This window comes from Ralstonia sp. GX3-BWBA (assembly GCF_003290055.1).
GTDB lineage: Bacteria > Pseudomonadota > Gammaproteobacteria > Burkholderiales > Burkholderiaceae > Ralstonia > Ralstonia holmesii.
Map to the genome: position 1 here is coordinate 213,200 of NZ_QMKS01000020.1, position 20,523 is coordinate 233,722.

17 protein-coding genes are annotated in these 20,523 nt (G+C 63.9%); 7 read left to right on the forward strand and 10 right to left on the reverse strand.

Going from position 1 to position 20,523, the window contains the following annotated elements; translation table 11 throughout:
• Positions 1 to 37: 37 nt before the first annotated feature.
• The 10 genes from DOD19_RS19845 to DOD19_RS19890 form a co-directional block, all read right to left on the reverse strand.
• A complete protein-coding gene (locus DOD19_RS19845; RefSeq protein ID WP_112187521.1) occupies positions 38 to 1,165 on the reverse strand; it encodes an acyltransferase in 1,128 nt (375 codons plus the stop codon).
• An 89-nt stretch (positions 1,166 to 1,254) separates the two neighbouring features.
• Entirely contained in the window at positions 1,255 to 2,538 is a 1,284-nt protein-coding gene (locus DOD19_RS19850; protein WP_112187523.1) for an RNA polymerase sigma factor, read from the reverse strand.
• A gap of 11 nt (positions 2,539 to 2,549) precedes the next feature.
• Positions 2,550 to 2,981, reverse strand: coding sequence for a YciI family protein (locus tag DOD19_RS19855; protein WP_024979308.1), 432 nt, complete (start codon positions 2,979 to 2,981; stop codon positions 2,550 to 2,552).
• Positions 2,982 to 3,138: 157 nt separating this feature from the next.
• Positions 3,139 to 3,969: a hypothetical protein gene (locus DOD19_RS19860; RefSeq protein WP_112187525.1), complete on the reverse strand. Its 831-nt coding sequence runs from the start codon at positions 3,967 to 3,969 to the stop codon at positions 3,139 to 3,141.
• Between the two features lie 279 nt (positions 3,970 to 4,248).
• Positions 4,249 to 4,902, reverse strand: a complete 654-nt coding sequence (locus DOD19_RS19865; RefSeq protein WP_024979306.1) for a GntR family transcriptional regulator — start codon at positions 4,900 to 4,902, stop codon at positions 4,249 to 4,251.
• Between the two features lie 226 nt (positions 4,903 to 5,128).
• Positions 5,129 to 6,337: a porin gene (locus tag DOD19_RS19870; RefSeq protein WP_112187527.1), complete on the reverse strand. Its 1,209-nt coding sequence runs from the start codon at positions 6,335 to 6,337 to the stop codon at positions 5,129 to 5,131.
• A gap of 59 nt (positions 6,338 to 6,396) precedes the next feature.
• Positions 6,397 to 7,749 (reverse strand): TRAP transporter large permease, encoded by a 1,353-nt coding sequence (locus tag DOD19_RS19875; RefSeq protein ID WP_024979304.1) that lies wholly within the window; start codon positions 7,747 to 7,749, stop codon positions 6,397 to 6,399.
• Between the two features lie 6 nt (positions 7,750 to 7,755).
• Positions 7,756 to 8,244: a TRAP transporter small permease gene (locus DOD19_RS19880; protein WP_037032478.1), complete on the reverse strand. Its 489-nt coding sequence runs from the start codon at positions 8,242 to 8,244 to the stop codon at positions 7,756 to 7,758.
• Positions 8,245 to 8,377: 133 nt separating this feature from the next.
• Complete coding sequence (locus DOD19_RS19885) at positions 8,378 to 9,370, reverse strand: TRAP transporter substrate-binding protein (RefSeq protein ID WP_112187529.1); 993 nt, start codon at positions 9,368 to 9,370, stop codon at positions 8,378 to 8,380.
• Positions 9,371 to 9,449: 79 nt separating this feature from the next.
• Positions 9,450 to 11,465 (reverse strand): glycoside hydrolase family 28 protein, encoded by a 2,016-nt coding sequence (locus tag DOD19_RS19890; RefSeq protein ID WP_112187532.1) that lies wholly within the window; start codon positions 11,463 to 11,465, stop codon positions 9,450 to 9,452.
• A 674-nt stretch (positions 11,466 to 12,139) separates the two neighbouring features.
• On the opposite strand from DOD19_RS19890, the gene DOD19_RS19895 reads away from it, so the two are divergent.
• The 7 genes from DOD19_RS19895 (at position 12,140) to DOD19_RS19925 (ending at position 20,504) form a co-directional block, all read left to right on the forward strand.
• The gene (locus DOD19_RS19895) at positions 12,140 to 14,437 is read left to right on the forward strand and encodes a LamG-like jellyroll fold domain-containing protein (protein WP_239498051.1); all 2,298 of its coding nucleotides are present in this window, start codon (positions 12,140 to 12,142) and stop codon (positions 14,435 to 14,437) included.
• Positions 14,438 to 14,637: 200 nt separating this feature from the next.
• Positions 14,638 to 15,612, forward strand: coding sequence for a MerR family transcriptional regulator (locus DOD19_RS19900; protein WP_235193276.1), 975 nt, complete (start codon positions 14,638 to 14,640; stop codon positions 15,610 to 15,612).
• 100 nt (positions 15,613 to 15,712) lie between these two features.
• On the forward strand, positions 15,713 to 16,441 hold the full coding sequence (gene folE, locus DOD19_RS19905) for a GTP cyclohydrolase I (protein ID WP_024979298.1): 729 nt from the start codon (positions 15,713 to 15,715) through the stop codon (positions 16,439 to 16,441).
• Between the two features lie 28 nt (positions 16,442 to 16,469).
• The gene (locus DOD19_RS19910) at positions 16,470 to 17,765 is read left to right on the forward strand and encodes an FAD-dependent oxidoreductase (RefSeq protein ID WP_112187534.1); all 1,296 of its coding nucleotides are present in this window, start codon (positions 16,470 to 16,472) and stop codon (positions 17,763 to 17,765) included.
• Entirely contained in the window at positions 17,762 to 18,529 is a 768-nt protein-coding gene (locus tag DOD19_RS19915) for a DUF1365 domain-containing protein (protein ID WP_024979296.1), read from the forward strand. Before DOD19_RS19910 ends, DOD19_RS19915 begins: the two co-directional genes overlap by 4 nt.
• Positions 18,526 to 19,725 carry a cyclopropane-fatty-acyl-phospholipid synthase family protein gene (locus tag DOD19_RS19920; protein WP_024979295.1) on the forward strand — a complete coding sequence of 400 codons (1,200 nt, stop codon included), beginning with the start codon at positions 18,526 to 18,528 and terminating at the stop codon, positions 19,723 to 19,725. Before DOD19_RS19915 ends, DOD19_RS19920 begins: the two co-directional genes overlap by 4 nt.
• A 2-nt stretch (positions 19,726 to 19,727) precedes the next feature.
• Complete coding sequence (locus DOD19_RS19925) at positions 19,728 to 20,504, forward strand: DUF1295 domain-containing protein (protein WP_112187536.1); 777 nt, start codon at positions 19,728 to 19,730, stop codon at positions 20,502 to 20,504.
• Positions 20,505 to 20,523 lie beyond the last annotated feature (19 nt).

Consider the following 20,523-nt stretch of genomic DNA (forward strand, 5'->3'; position numbering starts at 1 on the left):
GCGTCACGCACCGCAGGCGGCGCAGAGGCGTCGCTGCTCAAGATTCCTGTTGACCCAGGCGCGTACGCGAGGCGTGCCGACGGTTGCGCATCCAGCCGATGGCGCGGCGGCCCATGGCAATGGACGGTAGCTCCACATAGCGATGCAGCAGCAGGGCCAACACCAGCGTGAATGCAAGGTTGACGGCGAACAGCATCAACTGGGTGCCGATCCATTCGGGCGCCAGCCTGCCCACCAGGCGGTGCGTGGCTTCAATCACACTCGGGTGAACGAGGTAGAGCGCGTACGACAGCTCACCCAGCCAGACAGCGACGCGCGGCACGCGAAGCTCGCCGCAGTGCTCCATCGCCACCATGCCGATCAACAATGCGCCTGCGGGCAGCCCCCGGGCGAGCAGATCGAACTTGGGAACAGGGCCAACGACCGATATCACGAACGTCGCCACGCCTATCGCCATCAACACCCGCGCGTAGGCCGGCGTGAGACGATGCCGATTTGCCGCATACAGCCACGCCAGCCCCGCGCCCAGCAGGAACTCCAGCACAAGCGGATTGGCTGCCATGGCCTGCAGCGGGGTGGCCCAGTCGTACAGCGCTTCCGGGTTGCGCTGCACGACGCCGCTGTGCCAGAACGGCACGATGATCGTGGTCGTGAATAGCGCCAGTGCCACCAGCCCAAGCGCGCGCCGGCCGAACAGCGCCAGCCCGACCGCACACAGCGCGTAGAAGAAGACCTCGTAGTTGAGCGACCAGCCCACATACAGTGCCGGATACCCGAGGTACGGCGCATCCACATTCGCCTGCGGCACAAACGCGAGCGAGGTCAGCAGCACGCCCGCCGACACCGGGTTGAGCCACGTGGAATGCAGCAACGACATCAGCCAGTAAGGCGGCGCAAGCCGGAACGCACGCTTGACGAGAAATTCGCTGGCCGGCTCAGGTCCTTTCGGGCCAAGAATGGCGACCCACGCAATGATGAAGCCGCTGATGACGAAGAACACATCCACACCCACATGCCCGCGCTTGATTACATGCGTAGTCAGCCACGCAAGGGCAGGGATATCGGCATAGGCCAAGGCGAGCCCGGAGTGGTACACCACCACATACAGCGCGGCAAAGCCCCGCAGTGCCTGAATGCTGAGAAGGGAAGACGAAGAACGGTTCACGCAGGATGGACGACCACGGCGCGATCAAGGTTCCGCCGCCGTCGCGTTATCGACAAGCCAATTTGCGTAGCAAGCGGCGTGCCGCGGCGTTACTCCGGTGCGCCGCACTTGGCTGCGCGTTCCAGCAAGAGCGCGCGTTCTTGCCGATTGTGTGCAAGCACTGCTGCGCGTTCGTACTCCACGCGGGCCTCCTCCGGGCGGTTGAGGCGCGCTAGAAAATCGGCGCGCACGCTGGGCAACAGGTGGTAGCTGCGCAGTGCCGGTTCGGCCAGCAGCGTATCGACAATCTCGAGCCCCGCCTGCGGGCCATACGCCATGCCCACCGCCACGGCGCGGTTCAGTTCGACGATGGGCGACGGCGTGAGCTGCGCCAGCGCGTCGTACAGCGCAGCAATGCGGGTCCAGTCGGTTTGTTCGGCGGTGCGTGCGCTTGCATGACATGCCGCAATTGCCGCCTGCAGTCCATACGGGCCGAGCCCCCGCCCGCAGGCTTGCGCTTGTGCCAACGCTGCAAAGCCACGCCGGATGAGCAGGTAGTCCCAACGGCTGCGGTCCTGTTCCATCAGCAGGATGGGCCGGCCGCCCGGGCCCACGCGTGCACGCAGGCGCGAGGCCTGAAGCTCCATCAGCGCAAGCAGACCATGCACTTCCGGCTCGCCCGGCATAAGCCCGGCCAGGATGCGGCCCAGGCGCTGCGCCTCTTCACATAGCGTGGGACGCGTCCAGTCGTCACCCGCGGTGGCGGCATAGCCTTCGTTGAAGACGAGATAGATCACCTGCAGCACGGCTGAAAGCCGCTCGGGCAACGCATCGGGCTCGGGCAGCTCGAACGGCACGTGTGCGGCGGCAAGCGTCTTCTTTGCCCGCACGATGCGCTGCGCCACCGTGGGCTCCGGCACCAGAAAGGCCCGGGCGATCTCGTCCGTGGTCAGCCCGCCGAGCAGTCGTAGTGTGAGCGCCACGCGGCCTTCGTGTGGCAGCACCGGATGGCAGGAAATGAAGACCAGCCGCAGCAGATCGTCGCCGATGGCCTCGTCGCGCGCTGTTTCGGCATCGGCCTGGGCAAGCTCCTGTTCGATCTCCAGCTCGATGGCAAGCAGCGCATGCTTTTGCTCCGCCAGCGTGTGATGGCGCAGCCGGTCAATGGCGCGGTGTTTGGCGGTGGCCGTGAGCCACGCGGCCGGATTGTCGGGGATACCGGATGCGGGCCATTGCTCCAGCGCCGCGACCAGTGCATCCTGCGCCAGCTCTTCGGCCAGCCCCACGTCGCGCAGCAGGCGTGCAAGCCCGGCAATGATCCTGGCCGATTCGATGCGCCACACCGCATCGATGGTGCGGTGGATGGCGAGCGCATCCGGCGTCGAACCGGCCATGACGGCGCCGTTTATTGCTGCTTGGCCGCCAGTTCTGCGCGCAGGCGTTCTTCGCGCTCGCGGGCTTCGGGTGTGAACTCCGCACCAAAATCTTCCGCTTCAAACACGCGGCGGATTTCCAGGCGCACATTGCCGCCGGCATCCAGTGCGGGCCAGCGCTTGACCCACTCCAGTGCTTCTTCTTCCGACTTGACTTGCAACATTGTGTAGCCGGCGATCAGCTCCTTGGCTTCCGCAAACGGGCCATCGATCACCGTCGGCTTGCCATTCTTGAATTCCACGCGTGCGCCGCGCGAGCTGGGGTGCAGCCCTTCGCCGCCCAGCAGCACGCCTGCCTTGGCCAAGTCTTCCATGTACTTGCCCATGGCGGTGAGCAGTTCTTCGCTCGGCATGACGGCGGCTTCGGTGTCTTTGTCGGCCAGACGCAGGATCATGAATCGCATGGTGTTTCTCCTTGAGTTCGATGGGTTTGGAGGCGACGCATGATGTTCGCGCCTCTACTTGCACGTCGAATGAAGGGTGGGCGGAATCGACAGACCTGGCAAACGAAAGTGTAACAACATGTAACGTGAGGGTGCCTGAAGAGCGCGCTGCTGCCGATCAACGGCATTTGACCTCGTAGTCGGCAACGTGCGGCGGGTCGTCCTCCCCTGCGGTGGTCACGGTCAGCTTGCCGGCGGGGCCGGTGTAGCTGAAGTCGCAGTAGGCGAGGCCCGTGCCTGCACAGTTTTCGGTTTCTACCAGACCCTGCTTGACCAGGGCGCTCTGGCGCGGCTCGCCGTTGGGGCCGCCTCGTACAGGCTTCCAGCCCTTGGCGGCGAGTGCCTTGCGGGCCTTGTCGATCGGCATGCCGTAGATGGTCGGTACCTTGGCGCGGCCATGGCAGACGGTATCTTCGTCGGCAATTTTGCTCAGGCGCACCGTGCCGTCAGCGTCGACACGCAAGTCACCGACCGGCGACGCAACCATGTCGCCGTCCCACACGCGCACGGCGCCGCCTTCGAGCGCGGTGAGGGTGCCGATGGCGGTGTCTTCGGCGGATTTGCCGTAGGCCAGCGCGACGAGCTTGTCGTTGTCGAACACGGCCACGTTGCCTTGCGTGATGCTGCAGGTTGCGCTGGTACCGGCTTCCAGGCGGCCCGCAAAACTGATGGCGCGATACGTGCCGGAAGAGGCCGAGCCAAGCGGCACATCGGCCATGACCGCCCAGCCTTGTGCCGCCACCTGCTTGGCTGCTGCCGATGCCGGCTTCATGACGACCTGTGGGCAGTCAGCTCGGTCGCTCTTGCTGCCGGTGGCCTTGGGCAGCACGTTCAACGGCTTGATGCGGATGTCCTTTACATCGGAGGCCACGCGCAGGGCGTTCGTTTGTGCCAGCGCTGGCAGCGCGAGTGCCAGGCTGAGTACCAATGCGGCAGCAGGCAAGGTCATCGGCAAAGGGTTCACTGAAGTGCAATTCGGCATGGAGGGCGGTGCATGGGAAGCGGGTTGATCCGACATGATCCACTGCGCATGTGAACCAAGGATTAACAATGCGCCAGGGCCGAACGACTGGTGCATGCGCCAGGGCGATTCGGGAATATGCATTCCCGGGCGGTGGGGATGTTTGTGCCGGAGCCAGTCACGGCGGTGCGGGCTGGCGAAGGCCGTGCTCCGACACGGTGCATCAAGCGGCCGCCCCAGCCTGAAGCGGCCACTTGCCCGGACCCGCTAGATGGTGAAGTACTCCGGGCGCAGCCGGCGGGTAATTTCCAACACGGGCAGCACGTGATCCAGGTGCTCCCGCATGGCGCGCACGGCGCGTTTCGGATTGTTGGAAGCGAGGGCGTCGATCACCGCGCGGTGCTCGGCCAGGACCTCGGTCATGCGGCCCTCCAGCGGTAGGGTCAGCAGCCGGTAGCGGTCGATCTGCGTTTTGACTTCCAGGATGATCTGCCAGACGCCGGGGTAGCCCGACAGCTCGGCCAGCGTGGCGTGAAAGGCTTCGTCGGTGCGGAAGAAGCCGCGCCGGTTGCTCTCTCGAACGCATTGCGCCTGCCGTTCGAGCACGACGTTCAGCTTGTGGATGCCTTCGGGCGTCATGCGCTCGGCAGCCTTCTCGATGATGGCGACTTCCAGCGCGCCGCGCACGAGCATGGCTTCTTCCAGCGTATTGAGCGGAATGCGCGACACGAACGTCCCGACGCGGGCCTGGACGTCGATCAGCCCTTCCTCGGCCAACCGCTGGACGGCCTCATGAACGGGGGTACGGCTGGTGCCGAATTCTTCTGCGAGATCCTTCTCGACGATGCGCGTTCCGGGTAGCAGTTCCATCTCGACAATCCGCTCACGCAGCTTCAGATACACGCGTCGGGCGGCGGTCATGGTGGCCTCGTCCTCAGAGGGCGAGGGGAAAGGGCGCGAAGTCATACAGCTCGCAACGAGTTCGGGGGGAAGTGGAAGGGATCGCAACGGCGCGGCCTGAGGTGTCGATGCGGTCAGAGACCAAGGGCAGCGCGGGCACCATGATAGCGGCAAACTCCGCGCACTTGAACTGAGGTGAACCCGGTCACAGCGTCCGGGCGGACGCCGTGACCGGCGCTCAAACCGGTCAGAACCGGTGAATCATGCCGACAGCCACGGTAAGTTGCGACCCGGTTGCCGAAGGCGCGCCGTTCTGGCCATCGCCGATGGACGCCGTGGCATCGATGATGCCCCCCGTGGGCGAGATCGTCTTACCCTTCGCTTTCTGATACGCCTCCAGCAGGTACAGGCCCGTGCGCTTGGAGAAGCTGTAGTACTGCGACAGGTTGAACTGGTGATATGTCGCCGCGTCCGCAATGCCGTTGGCCTTGGTGGCGCGCGTGTACGAATAGCCGGCGGCCAGGTCAAGCGTCGGGGTGGCCTTGTAGTGCAGGACGGCACCGCCGGTATTGAAGATCGCCTCGCTGGCGAACTTGGAGTTCACACCCGGGATGTACTGCACGTTGGAGTACGACACCGACACGTCCCATGCCGGCGAGAACGTGTACGAACCGAGCACGGCAAAGCGCTGTTGCGCCGCCGCCAGCTGGTAGCCGGCGTTGATGGCGGACACGGCCGGCTGGCTGCCGTTGTTGGACAGCGCTGAGTTCGCGCCCCAGGCACCGCCGCCCACCGTCGAGTTGTTCACGCGCATGAAGCCGGCGCCCACGCCGACCGGCCCATTGGCATAGCGCGCGGCAAAGCTCCAGGTGGAACCGTTGCCCACGCTGGCCGGCGTTTCGCCCATGCCGTAGGAGCCGCTGAAGGTCACGCCGCCCAGCGTGGGCGAGGTATAGACCACGGAGTTGTTGACGCGGTAGTTGGTGTCGAGCGAGTCGATATCGCCCGGGTGCGCACCGTAGAAGCCGGTCAGCCAGTTGATCGGGCTGTACGGGGCCAGGATCGAGAAGTACGCCGTGTACTGGCGGCCCAGCGTGACGGTGCCCAGCTCGCGGTTGGCCAGACCCACGAAGGCCTGGCGGTTGAACATCAGCCCCGAGACCGATTGCGAGCCCGTGTCGCCGTTAAAGCCTTCTTCAAGCACGAACTGCGCGCTGTTGCCGCCGCCCAGGTCTTCGTTGCCCTTGAAGCCGAAGCGGCTGCCCGACCAGATGCCGCTGTTCTGCTTGACGACCGAGTGGCCGTTCGACGTGGACCCGACCGAGGTCTGGTTGCTCTGATACCCGACCGACACGTCGATGTTGCCGTACAGCGTGACGCTGCTCTGCGCGTACGCTGATCCGGCGATGCCTCCTGTGAGCGCGATCGCTGCCGCGATTGCTACTTGGCTCTTCATGATGACTCCTTCCTTGATGTCGCAGCCGTGGCTGCATGTTGGTTATTCGTTGAGGGGGCTCAGTACACCGGGTGCCCGTTGATCACGCTCGGTAGCCAGGTCGAGAAGAACGGCATGTACGTCACCACGTTGATGGCGGTGAAGATGGCGAGGTAGTAAGGCCAGGCGATCTTGGTGGTCTCGCCAATGGAGACTTCGCCGATGGCGCAACCGACAAACTGCACTGAACCGATGGGCGGATGCACCAGACCCAGCGAGCAGTTGAGCAGCAGCATGATTCCGAACTGCACCGGGCCGACGCCGCAATGCATGGCCATGGGCAGGAACAGCGGCGTGGTGATCAGGATGTGCGCCGCCATGTCGACGAACGTGCCCAGGAACACCTGCAGGACGTTGATGTAGAGCAGCATCAGCCACGGTGCGGCGCTGGTCTGCGTGAGCATCTGCTCGATGGCGTCCGGAATCTCCAGGTAGGCCATCTGGAAGCGCAGCATGTTCGACACGGCAATCAGCAGCAGCACCACGCCCGTGGTCTTGGCGGCGTGGGCCAGCGCACGGCGGAACTTGGTCCACGTCATGGAGCGATAGACGAGCACCGTCAGGCACAGCGAATAGGCGACTGCGATGGCCGCGGCTTCGGTGGCGGTGGCAATGCCCATGGCCACGCACACCAGGATCAGCGCGATCACCATCAGGCCCGGTACTGCGCCCACAAAGGCACGTGCCACGGCAAACCAGCCGGGGAAGGGCGGCAGCTCGGTCGAGCCATCGGCGCGGCGCGGGAAACCGTAGCGCTTGGCTTGCCAGTAGGCGGCGATTAGCACGAAGCCCATGACCCACAGCACCGGCAGCAGCCCCGAGAACAGCAGGTCGCCAATCGACACGCCGCTCACCTGCTGGCCGTTGAGCGAGCCCACGATGCCTTGCGCCGCAAAGGCGTAGATGATCATGTTGGTGGAGGTCGGCATGAGCGCGCCGGCCAGCGAGGCATGCGTGGTCACGTTCACGGCGTAGGCCGCGCTGTAGCCTTCGCGTTTCATCAACGGAATCACCACGCCGCCCATGGCGGACGTGTCGGCGGTGGGCGAGCCCGAGACGCCGCCGAACAGCGTGCAGGCCACCACGTTGGCCATGCCCAGGCCACCGCGGAAGTGCCCCACCAGTGATTGCGCGAAGCGCAGGATGCGGTCTGCAATGCCGCCGTGCAGCATCAGCTCGCCCGACAGGATGAAGAACGGCACGGCCAGGAACGAGAACGCGTTCATGCCCGAGATCATCGATTGCATGGCGGTGGCCGCCGGCAGGCCTTCGTGCAGATACGTCAGCACGCATGACAGGCCGAGCGCGAATGAAACCGGTACGCCCAGCAAGAGAAACGCCAGAAAACTGACGGAGAGAATGGCGAGATCCATGGTGACTTAACTTGCGTCTTGCGCGAACAGCCCGACCAGGCGTTCGAGAGCGAACAGGGCGATGGCGACACTCGCCACGATAGGAATCCAATAGCGAACGGCTTCAGGCAGCCCGAGAATGGGAATACGGTCACCGAACGTGGTTTCGGCCATATCGAAGCAGCCGATGAAGATCACCACGGCAAAGGCGATCAGGCACAGCTTCTGCAGCACGTGCGCGGCGCGCTTGCCGCCCGCGGGCAGGCGTTCAACAAAGGAATCCAGGCCGATATGGCCGCCTTCGCGCACCTTCAGCGCGGCCCCGAACATGGCAATGACCACCACCATGAGCAGCGCGATGGGTTCAACAAAATCCGGCGCGTTGTTGAAGACGTAGCGCATGATCACGCCGTAGAAGACAAGCACGGTCAGCGTGGCCAGGCATGACGCCGCCACAAGCGTGAGCACGAGCGCAAACGCATCGTTGATGCGCTTGAGTAAAGACATCGATTGCATGCTGAACCTGGAGGGAACGCGGTATCGGAGGTGGGCAGGCGGGGCCGGTGTACCAACGACGTACATCGGGAGCCTGCCCGGCGCGGGGCCTGCGGGAAAGTCGCAGGCCCCGCGCTTGAGCGGTGATGCAGGCTTACTTGGTGGCCACGATCGCGTTGACGATGTCCTTCATCTGCGGCGTGGTCTCGTATTTTGTCCAGATCGGCTGCATGGCCTTGACGAAGGCGGCGCGGTCAACCTGCGAAGCCGGCACGATGGTGGCGTTGCCCTTGGTCACGGTTGCCGTGGCGGCCTGCTCGCGCGCGGTCCAGAGCTTGACGTAGTACGGCACGGAGTCGGCAGCTGCCTTGCGGATTGCGGCTTGCTCCTGCGGCGTGAGCGTGTCCCAGATCTTCTTGGAGAAGACGAGCACTTCCGGCGTCATCGCATGCTGCGTTTCGGAGTAGATCTGCGCGACTTCAAAGTGCTTGGTTTCTTCATACGACGGGATGTTGTTTTCCGCCGCATCCACCAGGCCCGTCTTCAGGCCGGTGTAGACCTCGCTGAACGGCATCGGCGTGGGCGTGCCGCCCATGGCCTTGATCTCGTCGACCATCAGGTCCGACGGCTGCACGCGGATCTTCACGCCCTTCATGTCGGCCGGGGTGTGGATGGCCTTCTTGGCGTAGATCGAGCGTGCGCCGCTCTCATAGAACGTCAGCGCAACGAAGCCCTTGGCGGCAAACGAATCGAGGATCTTCTGGCCGACCGGGCCGTACATCACCTTGCGGAAGTGGTCGATGTCGCGGAACAGGAAGGGCAGCGAAGGAATGACCGATTCGGGAACGATCTCGTTGAAGGCCGCGCCGTTGGCACGCACCATGTCGATCGCGCCAATGCGCACCTGGTCGATGGTGTCTTTCTCCGAGCCCAGCGCGCTGTTGCCGAACACCTTGACGGAGTCTTTGCCGTCGGTGGCCTTTTTGATCTCCTCGCCCATGAACTTGACGGCCATGTTGGTGGGGTAGGTGTCGCCGTGCACGTCGGCTACACGGAAGGTGCGCGCGTGCGCAGCGCCGCTTGCGAAGGCGGCCAGCAGCGCGGCGAACAGCAGGGAGGTACGAGCGATTGCGGTAGGGCGTTTCATGATGGATGTATGGGCAGCAGGGTCGGAATAAAAAGGCGCCGGCCAGCGGAACCAGCCGAGCGCGAAGGAGGCGGGTTGCTCAGCGGACGTCGGTCACGGTGGTGTTGAAGATCTGTCCTCCGATCACGACGTTCTGCAGCGTGATGTCGTGCACGTTGTAGGCGTAGATCGGCCCAGGCGTGGTGGCGCTTGCGGGGCCCGCCGCCGTGGGCGTGCCGAAGTTGCAGTTCGAGATCGTCACGCCAGTGATGGGCGGAACGGTGGGCACAGGCAGCGCGCCGTTGTAGTCGAACGCCACGGGGCCCTGCGCAACGATGGCCTGGAAGCATGAGCCCGTCAGGCTGCCAGTGGTGACGTTGCCGGCGGTTACGTTGGAGATGTTCACGTTCTGCACCAGGGCTGGCCGCGTGCGGATGGCATCGGCTGCAGGCTGGTAATCGCAGTCGAACGTGATCAGGCCGCCTTGCGAAGCTGACGGGTTGGCTGCGGCCGCCGTCACCACGCCCAGCGGCACCGTGCTGTTGATCGGGCTGCCCGCCAGCATCTTGCTGCCGTAGCCGGCACCCGTGAGGTTCACGCCATTGGGCAGGCTGACGTTGGTGACATAGAAGTTCTTTACGAACCCGCCGCGGTTCATGTTCGTCTTGATGCGGATGGCGATGTTCAGCGAGTTCGTTGCCCAGAACTGATTGAGCATCGCCAGGTTGCGCGCATAGATGTTCTGTACGCCGCCGCCCATTTCGCTGCCCAGCGTGATGCCGCCGTGGCCGCTGTTCATCGTGCAGTTCTGGATGACGTGGTCTTGCGCCGGGCCGTAGCCGGTGTCGAGGTTCTTGCCCGACTTGATGGCGATGCAGTCGTCGCCCGTGTTGAACGTGACGTTTTCGCACAGCACATTGCTGCAGGCGTCGGGGTCGAAGCCGTCGTTGTTGGGGCCGATGCTGTCGACCGTTACGCTACGGATGACCACGTTCGTGCAGTGCACCGGATGGTGCTGCCAGAACGGCGTGTTGACCGTACGGTAGTTCTCCATCAGCACGTTGGTGCAGCCGATGAACTCCACCATGCACGGACGCAGGTAGTGGCCGAGCCCGAAGATGCGCTTCTCGACCGGAACGCCGGCTTCGGACAGCGCGGGCAGATAGTTCTGGTCTTGCTGCCAGGGCGTTGCCGGATTGGTGAGCAGCGTGTACAGCGCGCTCGGAATGCCCGGCACCGCGGTCTGCAAGTCGACGTTGTTCGGGTTGCTGTAAGCCTGCGACGGCGTGCTTGAGCTGGCGCAGCCATAGGCGCCGTTGCTGCCCTTGAAGGTCCACCAGCACGTGCTGGTGTTGCCCGTGCCGGCAAATGGCGTCATGGCCTGGCCGTTGAGCACCGAGGTCGCGCCTTCGCCCGTGAGCGCGATGTTGCTGGCGTTGCGTGCGTAGATGGGCGAGCCGTAATTCAGGCAATCGTCGGCCTGCCAGCGGCTGTAGTAGAGCTTGCCGTTGGTGCCGCAGTCGATCGGGCCATCCTTGGCATAGTCCGCCGGATTGGCGCTGAAGTAGATCGTGCAGTTAGCGCTGAGGTGAAAGTTGACGTTGCTCTGCAGCACGATCGGCCCGGCGCAATACCACGTGCCCGACGGCACCACCACGCGCCCGCCGCCGGCTGCGTTGCATGCCGCAATGGCTGCCAGGAACGCCGGGCGCGAATCGAATGCGCCGGGCGCTTGTGTTGCGCCCGCGCCTGAACTGACGGGCGACTTGGTCGGGTCGGTGTAGGGGCTGGTTTGTGCGACAACGCTGCATGGCTGTGCGCCGTACGCCTCGACCTGGAAATCGACTGCCGGGAATGCACTCTGTGCCACGCCTTTCAGCGACGAGATGATGGTGGTAGCCAGGCCGTTCGTGCCCCAGATCGGGTCTGCCTGAACGGGCGCCGTGGGCGTGGTGGCAACTGGTGCTGCGGCGTCGTCGGAGCTGCCGCCACAGGCGCTCACCAGCGCCCCGCCGACGACGGCACCGCCGTAACTCAGAAAGGCACGTCGCGACGGATTGTGCGGGGCGCGTGCATCAGATGCCTGCCGCCGCCGATTACGAAAGGGCGCTGTCATTGGGTCTCCTCGTCTAGTTTTGTCTGACGTGTCGACCCGGCAGGAGGCTGCGGAATCCGGGCACGTCTTTTGATATATCAGAATTTATGGATTGATATATTAGTGGTCAAGGGCGGGTTTTCCCGATCCCCACCCGCGGGGTACACGGGGCTGCAGCAGCCATGTACCCGCTCGGCGGAGCGTCGTGTCGGGCTCGCTGACATCGCCTGCAAACACGGCTGAGGCAACCAAGGATCGCCCGTTTATCGCCCGCTGTGGATGCTGCTGCGAGCCGGCGCAGCCCATGGCAGTGCGGCATCGGGCCGTCGCGCACCGCATTCAAATAGGCGCGGTATTCCTATGCACTGAATTGCGATTTGATCCAAACGCGATCGAATCTGCATGACTTAAAGAAACGCCCCTGTCACACATCATTCCTACCATGCGAGTGCCAATCGATGTGACCGATTCATTTCATGAATCGCAGCCAATAAAAAGAGCATCGAACGCATTCGCTATCTGAGTCTTTTTGAGAATGTTTTGTCTCGGAGGCTCAGTACGGTTGATCTGTGTCGATGAGAATTGCGATTTTTCGGGCGTCACTTTCATTTCCCTTCGAACGTTGGACCAACCCTGCGAATTGCGACGGCAATCGCTTTGTCTTCTGGGTAGCCTAAAACGTAACGGAGAGAACCATGTCAATGAAAAGTGGGGCCGATCAACAGCAGCTGACGCTGGATGATCTGGCTGCGGTTCCTGAACTGAAGCGCCGGCAATTGCTGCGCATGATGCTGGCTTCGACGGCGGTCGGCCTGTCGGGCGTGCTGAGCGGGTGCGGTGGCGGGGATTCGCCGGACGCCTCAACGGGTTCCAGCTCAACGGGCACCTCGCCAGGGGCGGGCGATCCGGGCACCGGAACGACGACGCCGAAGCTGGGGTCGTCATTTACGCTGGCGGCCTTGCCGGATACGCAATTTTATCCGCGCTATGCCTCGGCAAAAATGGGTGGGTTGTATCAAAAGAATTATCCAGCCATCAATCCGCAATTCGATAATCCATTCAAGGCGCAAACGCAATGGATTGCCCAAAATGCAAAGGCGCTGAATCTGGCATTTACCATGCACCTTGGCGATATTGTCGACCAGTCCTGGTATTACACCTCTGAAGGTTCTGCGCCGTGGAGCGCGAGTACCGATCTGCTCGGCAACAGCCAACTCAGCAACGGCACGGTGACCAAAGAGTGGGAATTGGCCAGCCAGGCAATGCAGGTGCTGGAAAAGGCCAACTGCAACTATTCGATTTGCGCGGGCAACCACGATGTCGGCGCTATCGGCTCGTCGATGCAATGGGGGCCTGACTGGGGCGTTGGCGTCTCCGGCTTCGATAACACCGACGGATACCAGGACGGCGGCAGCCACCGGCAAGGGCTGGTGGAACCCTATCTGAAGGTGTTCCCAACCGCGCGTGCACAACGGCAGGCAACCTTCGGCGGCCGCCATGGCTCGGGCTTTCACGAGTACCACGTCTTCCAGGCGGAAGGGAATCAGTTCCTGGTGCTGTCGATGTCTTGGCGCGCTTCGGACGATGCGATTGCATGGGCCAACTGGGTCATCGCAAAGAACCCCGGCATTCCGGTCATCCTGATTTGCCACCAGCTTGCGGGCATTGGCCCGGATGCTGTTACGGCTGCCGATACGGCGTATTCGAACTACCTGTGGGACAAGCTGATCAAGAATAACGATCAGATTTTCATGGCCGTTTCCGGTCACTATCACGGCTCGTGCAAGATGACGAAGAAAAACGCCGCCGGCAACGACGTCATCTTCATGGTCGTCGATTATCAGATGGCGTATATGGGCGGCAATGGCCTGATGCGCTTGTACGAATTCGACCTGACGAACAACAAGATCATCGCCAGTTCGTTCTCGCCGTGGGTGCCGGTCAAGCCGGAAGCGAGCCTGAATCAGTTCGATTCAGCATGGCTGACGGCAGATAACCAGCACTTCTCGATCGACATCGATTTTGCCAAGCGCTTTGCCGGTTTCAATCCCACCTTCAAGGCCGCAGCCGGCTCGGTGTCGGGCAGCCTGACCGACGTCGCCAAGGGGCTGATTCTCGCGAACTATCACAACCCGCCGCAGGAGGCGGGCAAGCCAGCGTCCGGGCCGAACGACTACCCGGTGGTGCCAAACACGCTGGCGCACTGGCGCTTCTACAACACAGCCGCTGCCGAAGGCGAGGCGCTGTCTCCGTATCAGCCGGGCTTCCAGATCAAGGATGTGTCCGTGCCGGGCGATACCACGGTGGGCACGAATCCCATCTCGCTGAACACATGGATGGGCGGGCAACCCGGCGACCTGGTCTGGTCGAAAGACCATCACCCGCTGTCTTCCGCGCCGGGCAGCCTGCAGTTCAAGAACGGCAACCAGACGAGGTCTTCGTATTTCACGACAGACCCCACTTCGGCGCTGAATGTGCAAACGTTTGCCAATGGCTACACCATCGAGGCCTTCGTGAAGATCGACTCGGCCTGGACTGCGCAGAACAACGCGTGGATGGGCATTCTCTATCGGCTTGGCGCACGCAGCGCAGCCACTGGCGTGACGTGGCCGGGCGATGTCGACCAGGGCGACACGATGGCGATGTTCGCGTTTTCCAACCTGATGGAGTTCCAGTGGGAGGTCATCCCGACCGACAACACCGAGAACCTCGCGTGCTGGTCGGGCGGTGTCTCTGCGGGGCAGTGGCTGCACGTGGCCATCGTCAATGATGGGAAGGGCAGCACGACGATGTATGTGGAAGGCGCCCCCATCCTGCGCAACAACAGCGGGATGGACGGCATCCGCTATGTGGCGAGCACCCAGCAGATGGCGATCGGCTGCGCGCAATACGGCGGCAGCATGGGCAATGGGTTCTTCGGCAGCCTTGGGGAGATGCGGATTGTCGGCGCGCCGCTGCAACCGAACCAGTGGCTGACGGCTCGCGCTTCGTAACGAGAAAACGACTCCCGCCGGAGCGGTACGGCGGGAGCATGCCGATGTGGCGGCCTTTGCCACGTGTTGGCCCGCCCTGGAATTTCGACTCAATTCCGACTCATGCACGCGCAAGAAGCGCGTTTTGCGCTTCATTTCATTGACGATGTTGGCGGCACAGCGTTTCATGTCAGCAAAGCAGCTCTTGCATGGAGACGCACGTGCCACACGAAGACAACGCGGCCCCGATGTACCGAAGCGGAACGGCCGCCCGCATGGCCAAGATGCCTGTATCTACCCTCCGCGTGTGGGAACAGCGCTATGGCGTGATTTCGCCCGCCAAATCGGTATCGGGCCAGCGGTTGTATTCGAGCGAAGACGTCAAGCGCCTGATCCTGCTGCGCTCGCTCGTCAATCAGGGGCACGCGATCGGTGCCATTGCGCATGCCGACAGTGCCGAACTCCAGCAGTTGCTGGAAACCTCCCAGGCCGCTGAAACGTCGGCGCCGGTGCCATCCACAGCGGCAATTTCGCTTGCGGTCTGTGGTGCGTTGCTGGCGGAGCGTGTCCGGCGCAGAAAGAGCACGCTCGCGTCGCTGGGGATCGAGCCTGTCATTGCGCTGCCCGCACTCGACGGTGAGACCCCGCTTGAGCAGTTGCCGCACGCAGACGCATTGATCGTGGAGGCCGCGTCCCTGCATCCGGAGACGGCGGAAGCTGTATTGGCGGCAGCGCGGCGTTCGGGTGCCAGTGCCGTGGGCGTGATCTACAGCTTCGGCACGGTTCGCGCCACCGACATGCTGCGCGCGGCCGGCGTGCGGCTGTATCGGGAGCCCAACGCACACGGCGAACTCGATCAGGTCCTGCAAGAGCTGGCGCAGCTCGTGCGCGTCGACGCGGTCTACGGAAAGCTCGAACCGTTGCGGCGCAATGCGCGCCGGTTTTCGGACCGCCAGCTGGAAATCTTCGCCAACGCATCCCAGACGATTGCCTGCGAGTGCCCCCGGCATCTTGTCGGGCTGATCCGCCAGCTCGACGCGTTCGAGCGTTTCAGCGACGGCTGCGCGGTGCGGTCGGCGCTCGACGAACAACTGCACCGCCATCTTGGGGATGTCGCCAACCGCGCGCGGTTGATGCTCGAAGACGCGATGGAATTCGCCATTCGGGCCGAGACGCTGAATCCACCTGCGAGTTAGCTGCGTATAGGTAGCGTATGCGTCCTATCGTCCTCGCTCGTCAACTCGCCTGAGGCGGCATGGGCGGTGAGCGCACCGCCGATTTTCGGAGGCAACTTCAATGAAACTGACTTTAGATCCGCCCGGATTTGCCGGGGCGGCTGGCAGCGTGCCGCTTTCTGTCCGGATTCGGGAGCGGCTGATGAGTGCCGGCCACCGCTTTCACGCCAATGACAACATCGCCGCCTACCTGCGCGACGGCGAGCTCGATCTACTCCAGGCCGAGGTTGAGGAGCGCCTGCAGGCTGTGCTGCGCGCGCTCGTCATCGATGTCGAGCAAGACCACAACAGTCGGGAGACGGCTCGCCGCGTGGCCAAGATGTTTGTCCGCGAGGTGTTTGCCGGGCGCTATGTCGAAGCGCCCGAGGTGACGGCATTTCCGAATGCGGAGCGGCTCAACGAACTCATGGTGGTGGGCCCGTTGCGCGTGCGCAGCGCCTGCTCGCACCACCTTTGCCCGGTGATGGGGCGTGCGTGGGTCGGCGTCATGCCACGCAAAGACTCCCAACTGATCGGGCTGTCCAAATATGCCCGGCTAATCGATTGGGTCATGAGCCGCCCCCAGATCCAGGAAGAAGCCATCAAGCAGATTGCCGACTTGCTGGAAGACCGCATGGCGCCCGACGGCCTGGCGGTCGTGTTGGAGGCGGAACACTACTGCATGCACTGGCGCGGCACGAAGGATGACGGGTCGCGCATGGTGAGCAGCGTGATGCGCGGCGTGTTCCTGACCGATCCCAGCCTGCGGCGCGAGTTTCTTGCGCTGCTGCCCGGCCGCCACGGCGGATGAGCGCCCAGCCACCCGAAGAGACATCGCCTTGAAGATTCTTCAGTTTCCTGCAAAGCGTATCGCCGTGGTCGGCTCCGGCATCTCGGGGCTGGCGGCGGCGCATTTTCTTGCGAAGCGGCACGCCGTGACGCTGTTCGAGGCCGCCCCACGGCTTGGTGGGCATACCAATACGGTCGATATCGAAGAAGGTGGACAGGTCTTCGGCGTCGATACCGGTTTTCTCGTATTCAACGCACGCACGTATCCGAACCTGATCGCGCTGTTTGACGAGCTTGGCGTCGCCCATTGTGAGAGCGACATGTCGTTCAGCGTATCGGTAGACGGTGGTGCGCTGGAGTGGGCCGGCACCAGCCTGAGCACGGTCTTTGCGCAGCCGCGCAACCTGGTGTCGGCGCGGTTCCTGTCGATGCTGAGCGACATCCTGCGCTTCAACCGGCAAGCGCACGCCAACCTGGTGGTAGCGCGCAATGAGCGTCACAGCCTCGGCGCGCTGCTCGCCGCCGGCCGCTATGGCGAGCCGTTCTGTGCGCACTATCTGTTGCCGATGGCGGCGGCAATCTGGTCCACGCCCAGCCGGGACATCCTGGCGTTCCCCGCGGAAACCTTCCTGCGGTTTTGTCTGAACCACGGCTTGCTGCAGGTCTTCAACCGGCCGCGTTGGCGCACCGTCAAAGGCGGGGCACGCAGCTACGTCCACGCGATTGCGCGCGGGCTGGCAGACGTGCGAGTCGGCACGCCGGTACGCGGCATCCGCCGTGCGGCGGACCATGTCGACGTGCGGACCGACTCCGGCAGCGAGCGCTATGACGCCGTGGTGCTCGCCACGCATGCACCCCAGACGCTGCAAATGCTCGACGATGCCACGGACGACGAGCGCGCCGTGTTGGGCGCATTCCGCTATCAGCCAAACACGGCCTTCCTGCACCGCGATACGCGTCTGCTGCCGCGTCGGCGGCGCGTGTGGTCGGCGTGGAATTATCTCGATGCCTCGCAGGCTGGCACAACGGGGGGGGCGCCGTGCGTCAGTTATCTGCTGAACCAGCTGCAGCCGCTGCCGGTGTCGTCGCCGGTGGTCGTGACCTTGAATCCGTCCGACCCGCCGGCGCCCGAGCTGGAGTATCAGCGCTTCACATACGAGCACCCGGTGTTCGATCAGCCTGCCATCGACGCGCAGGCTCGTTTGCCGGCGCTGCAAGGTCGCGGCCACACCTGGTTCGCGGGCGCCTGGACGGGATACGGGTTCCACGAAGACGGGCTGAAGTCTGCCCTGCGCGTGGTGGCGGACTTCGGCTGCGCCCCCGCATGGGCAAAGGTGGCGTCATGAATGGCGACGCGCAACTTCTTGTCGGCCAGGTTATGCACCGCCGCCTGCGGCCGGTGGCCAACCGCTTTGTCTACCCGGTGTTTGCCGTGCGCGTGAAGCTCTCGGCGCTGGGGCGCCTGACGGGCGCATGGTTTGGCGTGGACTGCCTGCGGCCGCTGTCTTTGCGCGTGCGTGACTATGGCCCGCGAGACGGCACGGATTTGCTCGCCTGGATACGCGGCGTGCTGAGCAGCGCGGGTTTGCCCGCCGATGGCGAGGTCTGGTTGCAGACCTTTCCGCGCATTGCCGGCTGGATGTTCAACCCCGTCTCGTTTTGGTATTGCCACGACGCGGCCGGCACGCTGCGCGCGGTGCTGGCCGAGGTCAACAACACCTTTGGGCAGCACCACAGTTACCTGCTGTGCGCACAGGACGGCGGAGCCATCGGCGCACAAACCGTGCTGACGTGCCTTAAGCAGTTGCATGTCTCGCCCTTTTGCAGGGTCGAGGGTGGTTACCGGTTCCGCTTTACCGAGACGGCGGCAACAGCGCTGGTGCGCATCGATTATCACGACCAAGACGGCCTCTTGCTGCATACCGCCATCGGCGGACGGCTGCAGCCGTTCGATGCGGCTCATCTGCGCCGTGCATTGCTGAAGCAGCCGTTGCTTGCGCTGCAGGTCATCGGCCGCATCCACTGGCAGGCTCTGCGCTTGTGGCTCAAGGGCGTGCCGTTCCTTGGCCGTGATGCCCACGACAGAACTTCTCCGGAGAATTCCCGATGACAGCCTCGCGCTCCCTGGCCTGGGTGCCGCCTCATGTTCCTGCGGCCGGCCGCCTGTTCTTGGCGCTGGCCGGTCGGCTGCGGCACGGCTTCCTTCACCTTGTCACGCCCGATGGCGATGTGCAGATCGGCGATGCCGCGTCGTCGCTGGCGGCGGATCTGCGCATCACCGACTGGCGCGCCTGCGGGCGCATCCTGCGCAGCGGCGATGTGGGTTTTGCCGAGGCGTATCGCGACGGATGGATCGACACGGGCAACCTGCCAAACCTGCTGCGCCTGGCCATCGTCAACGCCGCCACGCTCGATCAGGCGATCTTCGGTAATGCGCTGGCGCGTTCCGTCCTTCGCTTGCGCCACCTGCTGCGCCGGAACAGCCGCCGCGGCAGCCGCCGCAATATCCACTTGCATTACGACCTCGGTAACGATTTCTATCGACTGTGGCTGGACGAGGGCATGGCGTATTCGTCTGCATGGTTCAACGGCAACCTGCGCCAGGGTTTGGCAGACGCACAGGCCGCCAAGTACCGGCGCGTGTGCGATCTGCTCAGGGTGGGGCCCGGCATGGAAGTGCTGGAGATCGGCTGCGGATGGGGCGGCCTGATGGAGATGGCCTGCGCGCGCGGTGCGCATGTGCACGGCATCACGCTCTCGGAAGAACAGCGCCGCTACACGGCTGAGCGCCTGGCCGACGAGCCACGGGCCCACGTTGAATTGCGCGACTACCGCGACCTGGACGGCGCTTACGACGCCATCGCCTCCATCGAGATGTTTGAGGCGGTGGGCGAGTCTTATTGGTCGACTTACTTTCAGACGCTGGTGCGCTGCCTGCGCCATGGCGGGCGGGCCCTGGTGCAGAGCATCACCATCGACGAGGCCCACTTCGAGCGCTACCGCGCCGGCACCGATTTCATCCAGCAGTTCATCTTCCCGGGCGGCATGTTGCCCAGCCGGGAGCGCTTTATCAAGCTGGCGGAACAGTACGGCTTGCGTGTGGTCGACCGCCTCGACTTCGGCCGCGACTACGCAGAGACACTGCGCCGCTGGAGCCAGCGTTTCGAAGCCCGGTTGGAATCTGCGCGTGCACTCGGATTCGACGAGCCCTTCATCCGCATCTGGCGGCTCTACTTCGCTTACTGCGAGGCCGGCTTTGACGAGGGCCGGATCGGCGTGTCGCAGTTTCTGCTCGAGCGGGGCTGAGCATGTCGGCGATTGGCGTCGCGCTCGTTGCGCTGGTGTTTCTGGTGGCGGTGTTCAGCGCCGTATGGGCGTGGCAGCTTCGCAGTGGGAACGCCGGCATGGTCGATCCGGTCTGGGCGTTCTCGCTGGGCATGGTGGCATTGCTTTACGCGTGGCTGGGTGCGGGGTCGTTGCTCGCACGTGTGCTGGTCGGCGTAGGAGGCGCAGTGTGGGGAGCGCGCCTTGGCTGGCACCTGTGGCGGCGCAATGCCGGCAAGCCGGAAGACGCGCGCTACCGTAAGTTGCGCGAGGAGTGGGGCAGCGCCGCACCGCGAAACATGTTTGGCTTCTTCCAGTTGCAGGCGGCGGTATCGATGTTTCTGTCGATCGCGTTTGCCGTGCCGAGCTACCGGCCGGATTCACCGAGTGCCCTTGCCATGGCGGCCGCTGTGGCCCTGTGGCTGATTGCGGTGACGGGCGAAGCCCTGGCCGACAGGCAACTGCGCAGTTTTGCGGCGGACCCGGTCAACCGGGGCAAGACCTGCCGAGTGGGGCTGTGGCGCTATTCGCGGCACCCGAACTATTTCTTTGAATGCGTGCACTGGCTGGCCTACGTACCGTTGGCGATCGGCACGCCGTGGGCATGGCTCACGCTGTTGCCACCTGTGGCCATGGCGTGGCTGCTCGTGAAGGTCTCGGGCGTTCCCATGCTCGAAGCCCATATGCGTGCCACGCGTGACGACTATGCCGAATACGCCCGCACAACGAGCGTGTTGATCCCCTGGCCGCCGCGCCACTGATGTACAGACGACATACAGA

Excerpts from the sequence above, each read along its gene's own strand:
- folE (WP_024979298.1), top strand. The coding sequence starts at position 15,713 with ATGAAACTGACTTTAGATCCGCCCGGATTTGCCGGGGCGGCTGGCAGC.
- DOD19_RS19920 (WP_024979295.1), top strand. The coding sequence starts at position 18,526 with ATGACAGCCTCGCGCTCCCTGGCCTGGGTGCCGCCTCATGTTCCTGCG.
- DOD19_RS19860 (WP_112187525.1), bottom strand. The coding sequence starts at position 3,969 with ATGACCTTGCCTGCTGCCGCATTGGTACTCAGCCTGGCACTCGCGCTG.
- DOD19_RS19880 (WP_037032478.1), bottom strand. The coding sequence starts at position 8,244 with ATGCAATCGATGTCTTTACTCAAGCGCATCAACGATGCGTTTGCGCTC.
- DOD19_RS19875 (WP_024979304.1), bottom strand. The coding sequence starts at position 7,749 with ATGGATCTCGCCATTCTCTCCGTCAGTTTTCTGGCGTTTCTCTTGCTG.
- DOD19_RS19855 (WP_024979308.1), bottom strand. The coding sequence starts at position 2,981 with ATGCGATTCATGATCCTGCGTCTGGCCGACAAAGACACCGAAGCCGCC.
- DOD19_RS19890 (WP_112187532.1), bottom strand. The coding sequence starts at position 11,465 with ATGACAGCGCCCTTTCGTAATCGGCGGCGGCAGGCATCTGATGCACGC.
- DOD19_RS19870 (WP_112187527.1), bottom strand. The coding sequence starts at position 6,337 with ATGAAGAGCCAAGTAGCAATCGCGGCAGCGATCGCGCTCACAGGAGGC.
- DOD19_RS19865 (WP_024979306.1), bottom strand. The coding sequence starts at position 4,902 with ATGACCGCCGCCCGACGCGTGTATCTGAAGCTGCGTGAGCGGATTGTC.
- DOD19_RS19885 (WP_112187529.1), bottom strand. The coding sequence starts at position 9,370 with ATGAAACGCCCTACCGCAATCGCTCGTACCTCCCTGCTGTTCGCCGCG.
- DOD19_RS19915 (WP_024979296.1), top strand. The coding sequence starts at position 17,762 with ATGAATGGCGACGCGCAACTTCTTGTCGGCCAGGTTATGCACCGCCGC.
- DOD19_RS19895 (WP_239498051.1), top strand. The coding sequence starts at position 12,140 with ATGTCAATGAAAAGTGGGGCCGATCAACAGCAGCTGACGCTGGATGAT.
- DOD19_RS19850 (WP_112187523.1), bottom strand. The coding sequence starts at position 2,538 with ATGGCCGGTTCGACGCCGGATGCGCTCGCCATCCACCGCACCATCGAT.
- DOD19_RS19925 (WP_112187536.1), top strand. The coding sequence starts at position 19,728 with ATGTCGGCGATTGGCGTCGCGCTCGTTGCGCTGGTGTTTCTGGTGGCG.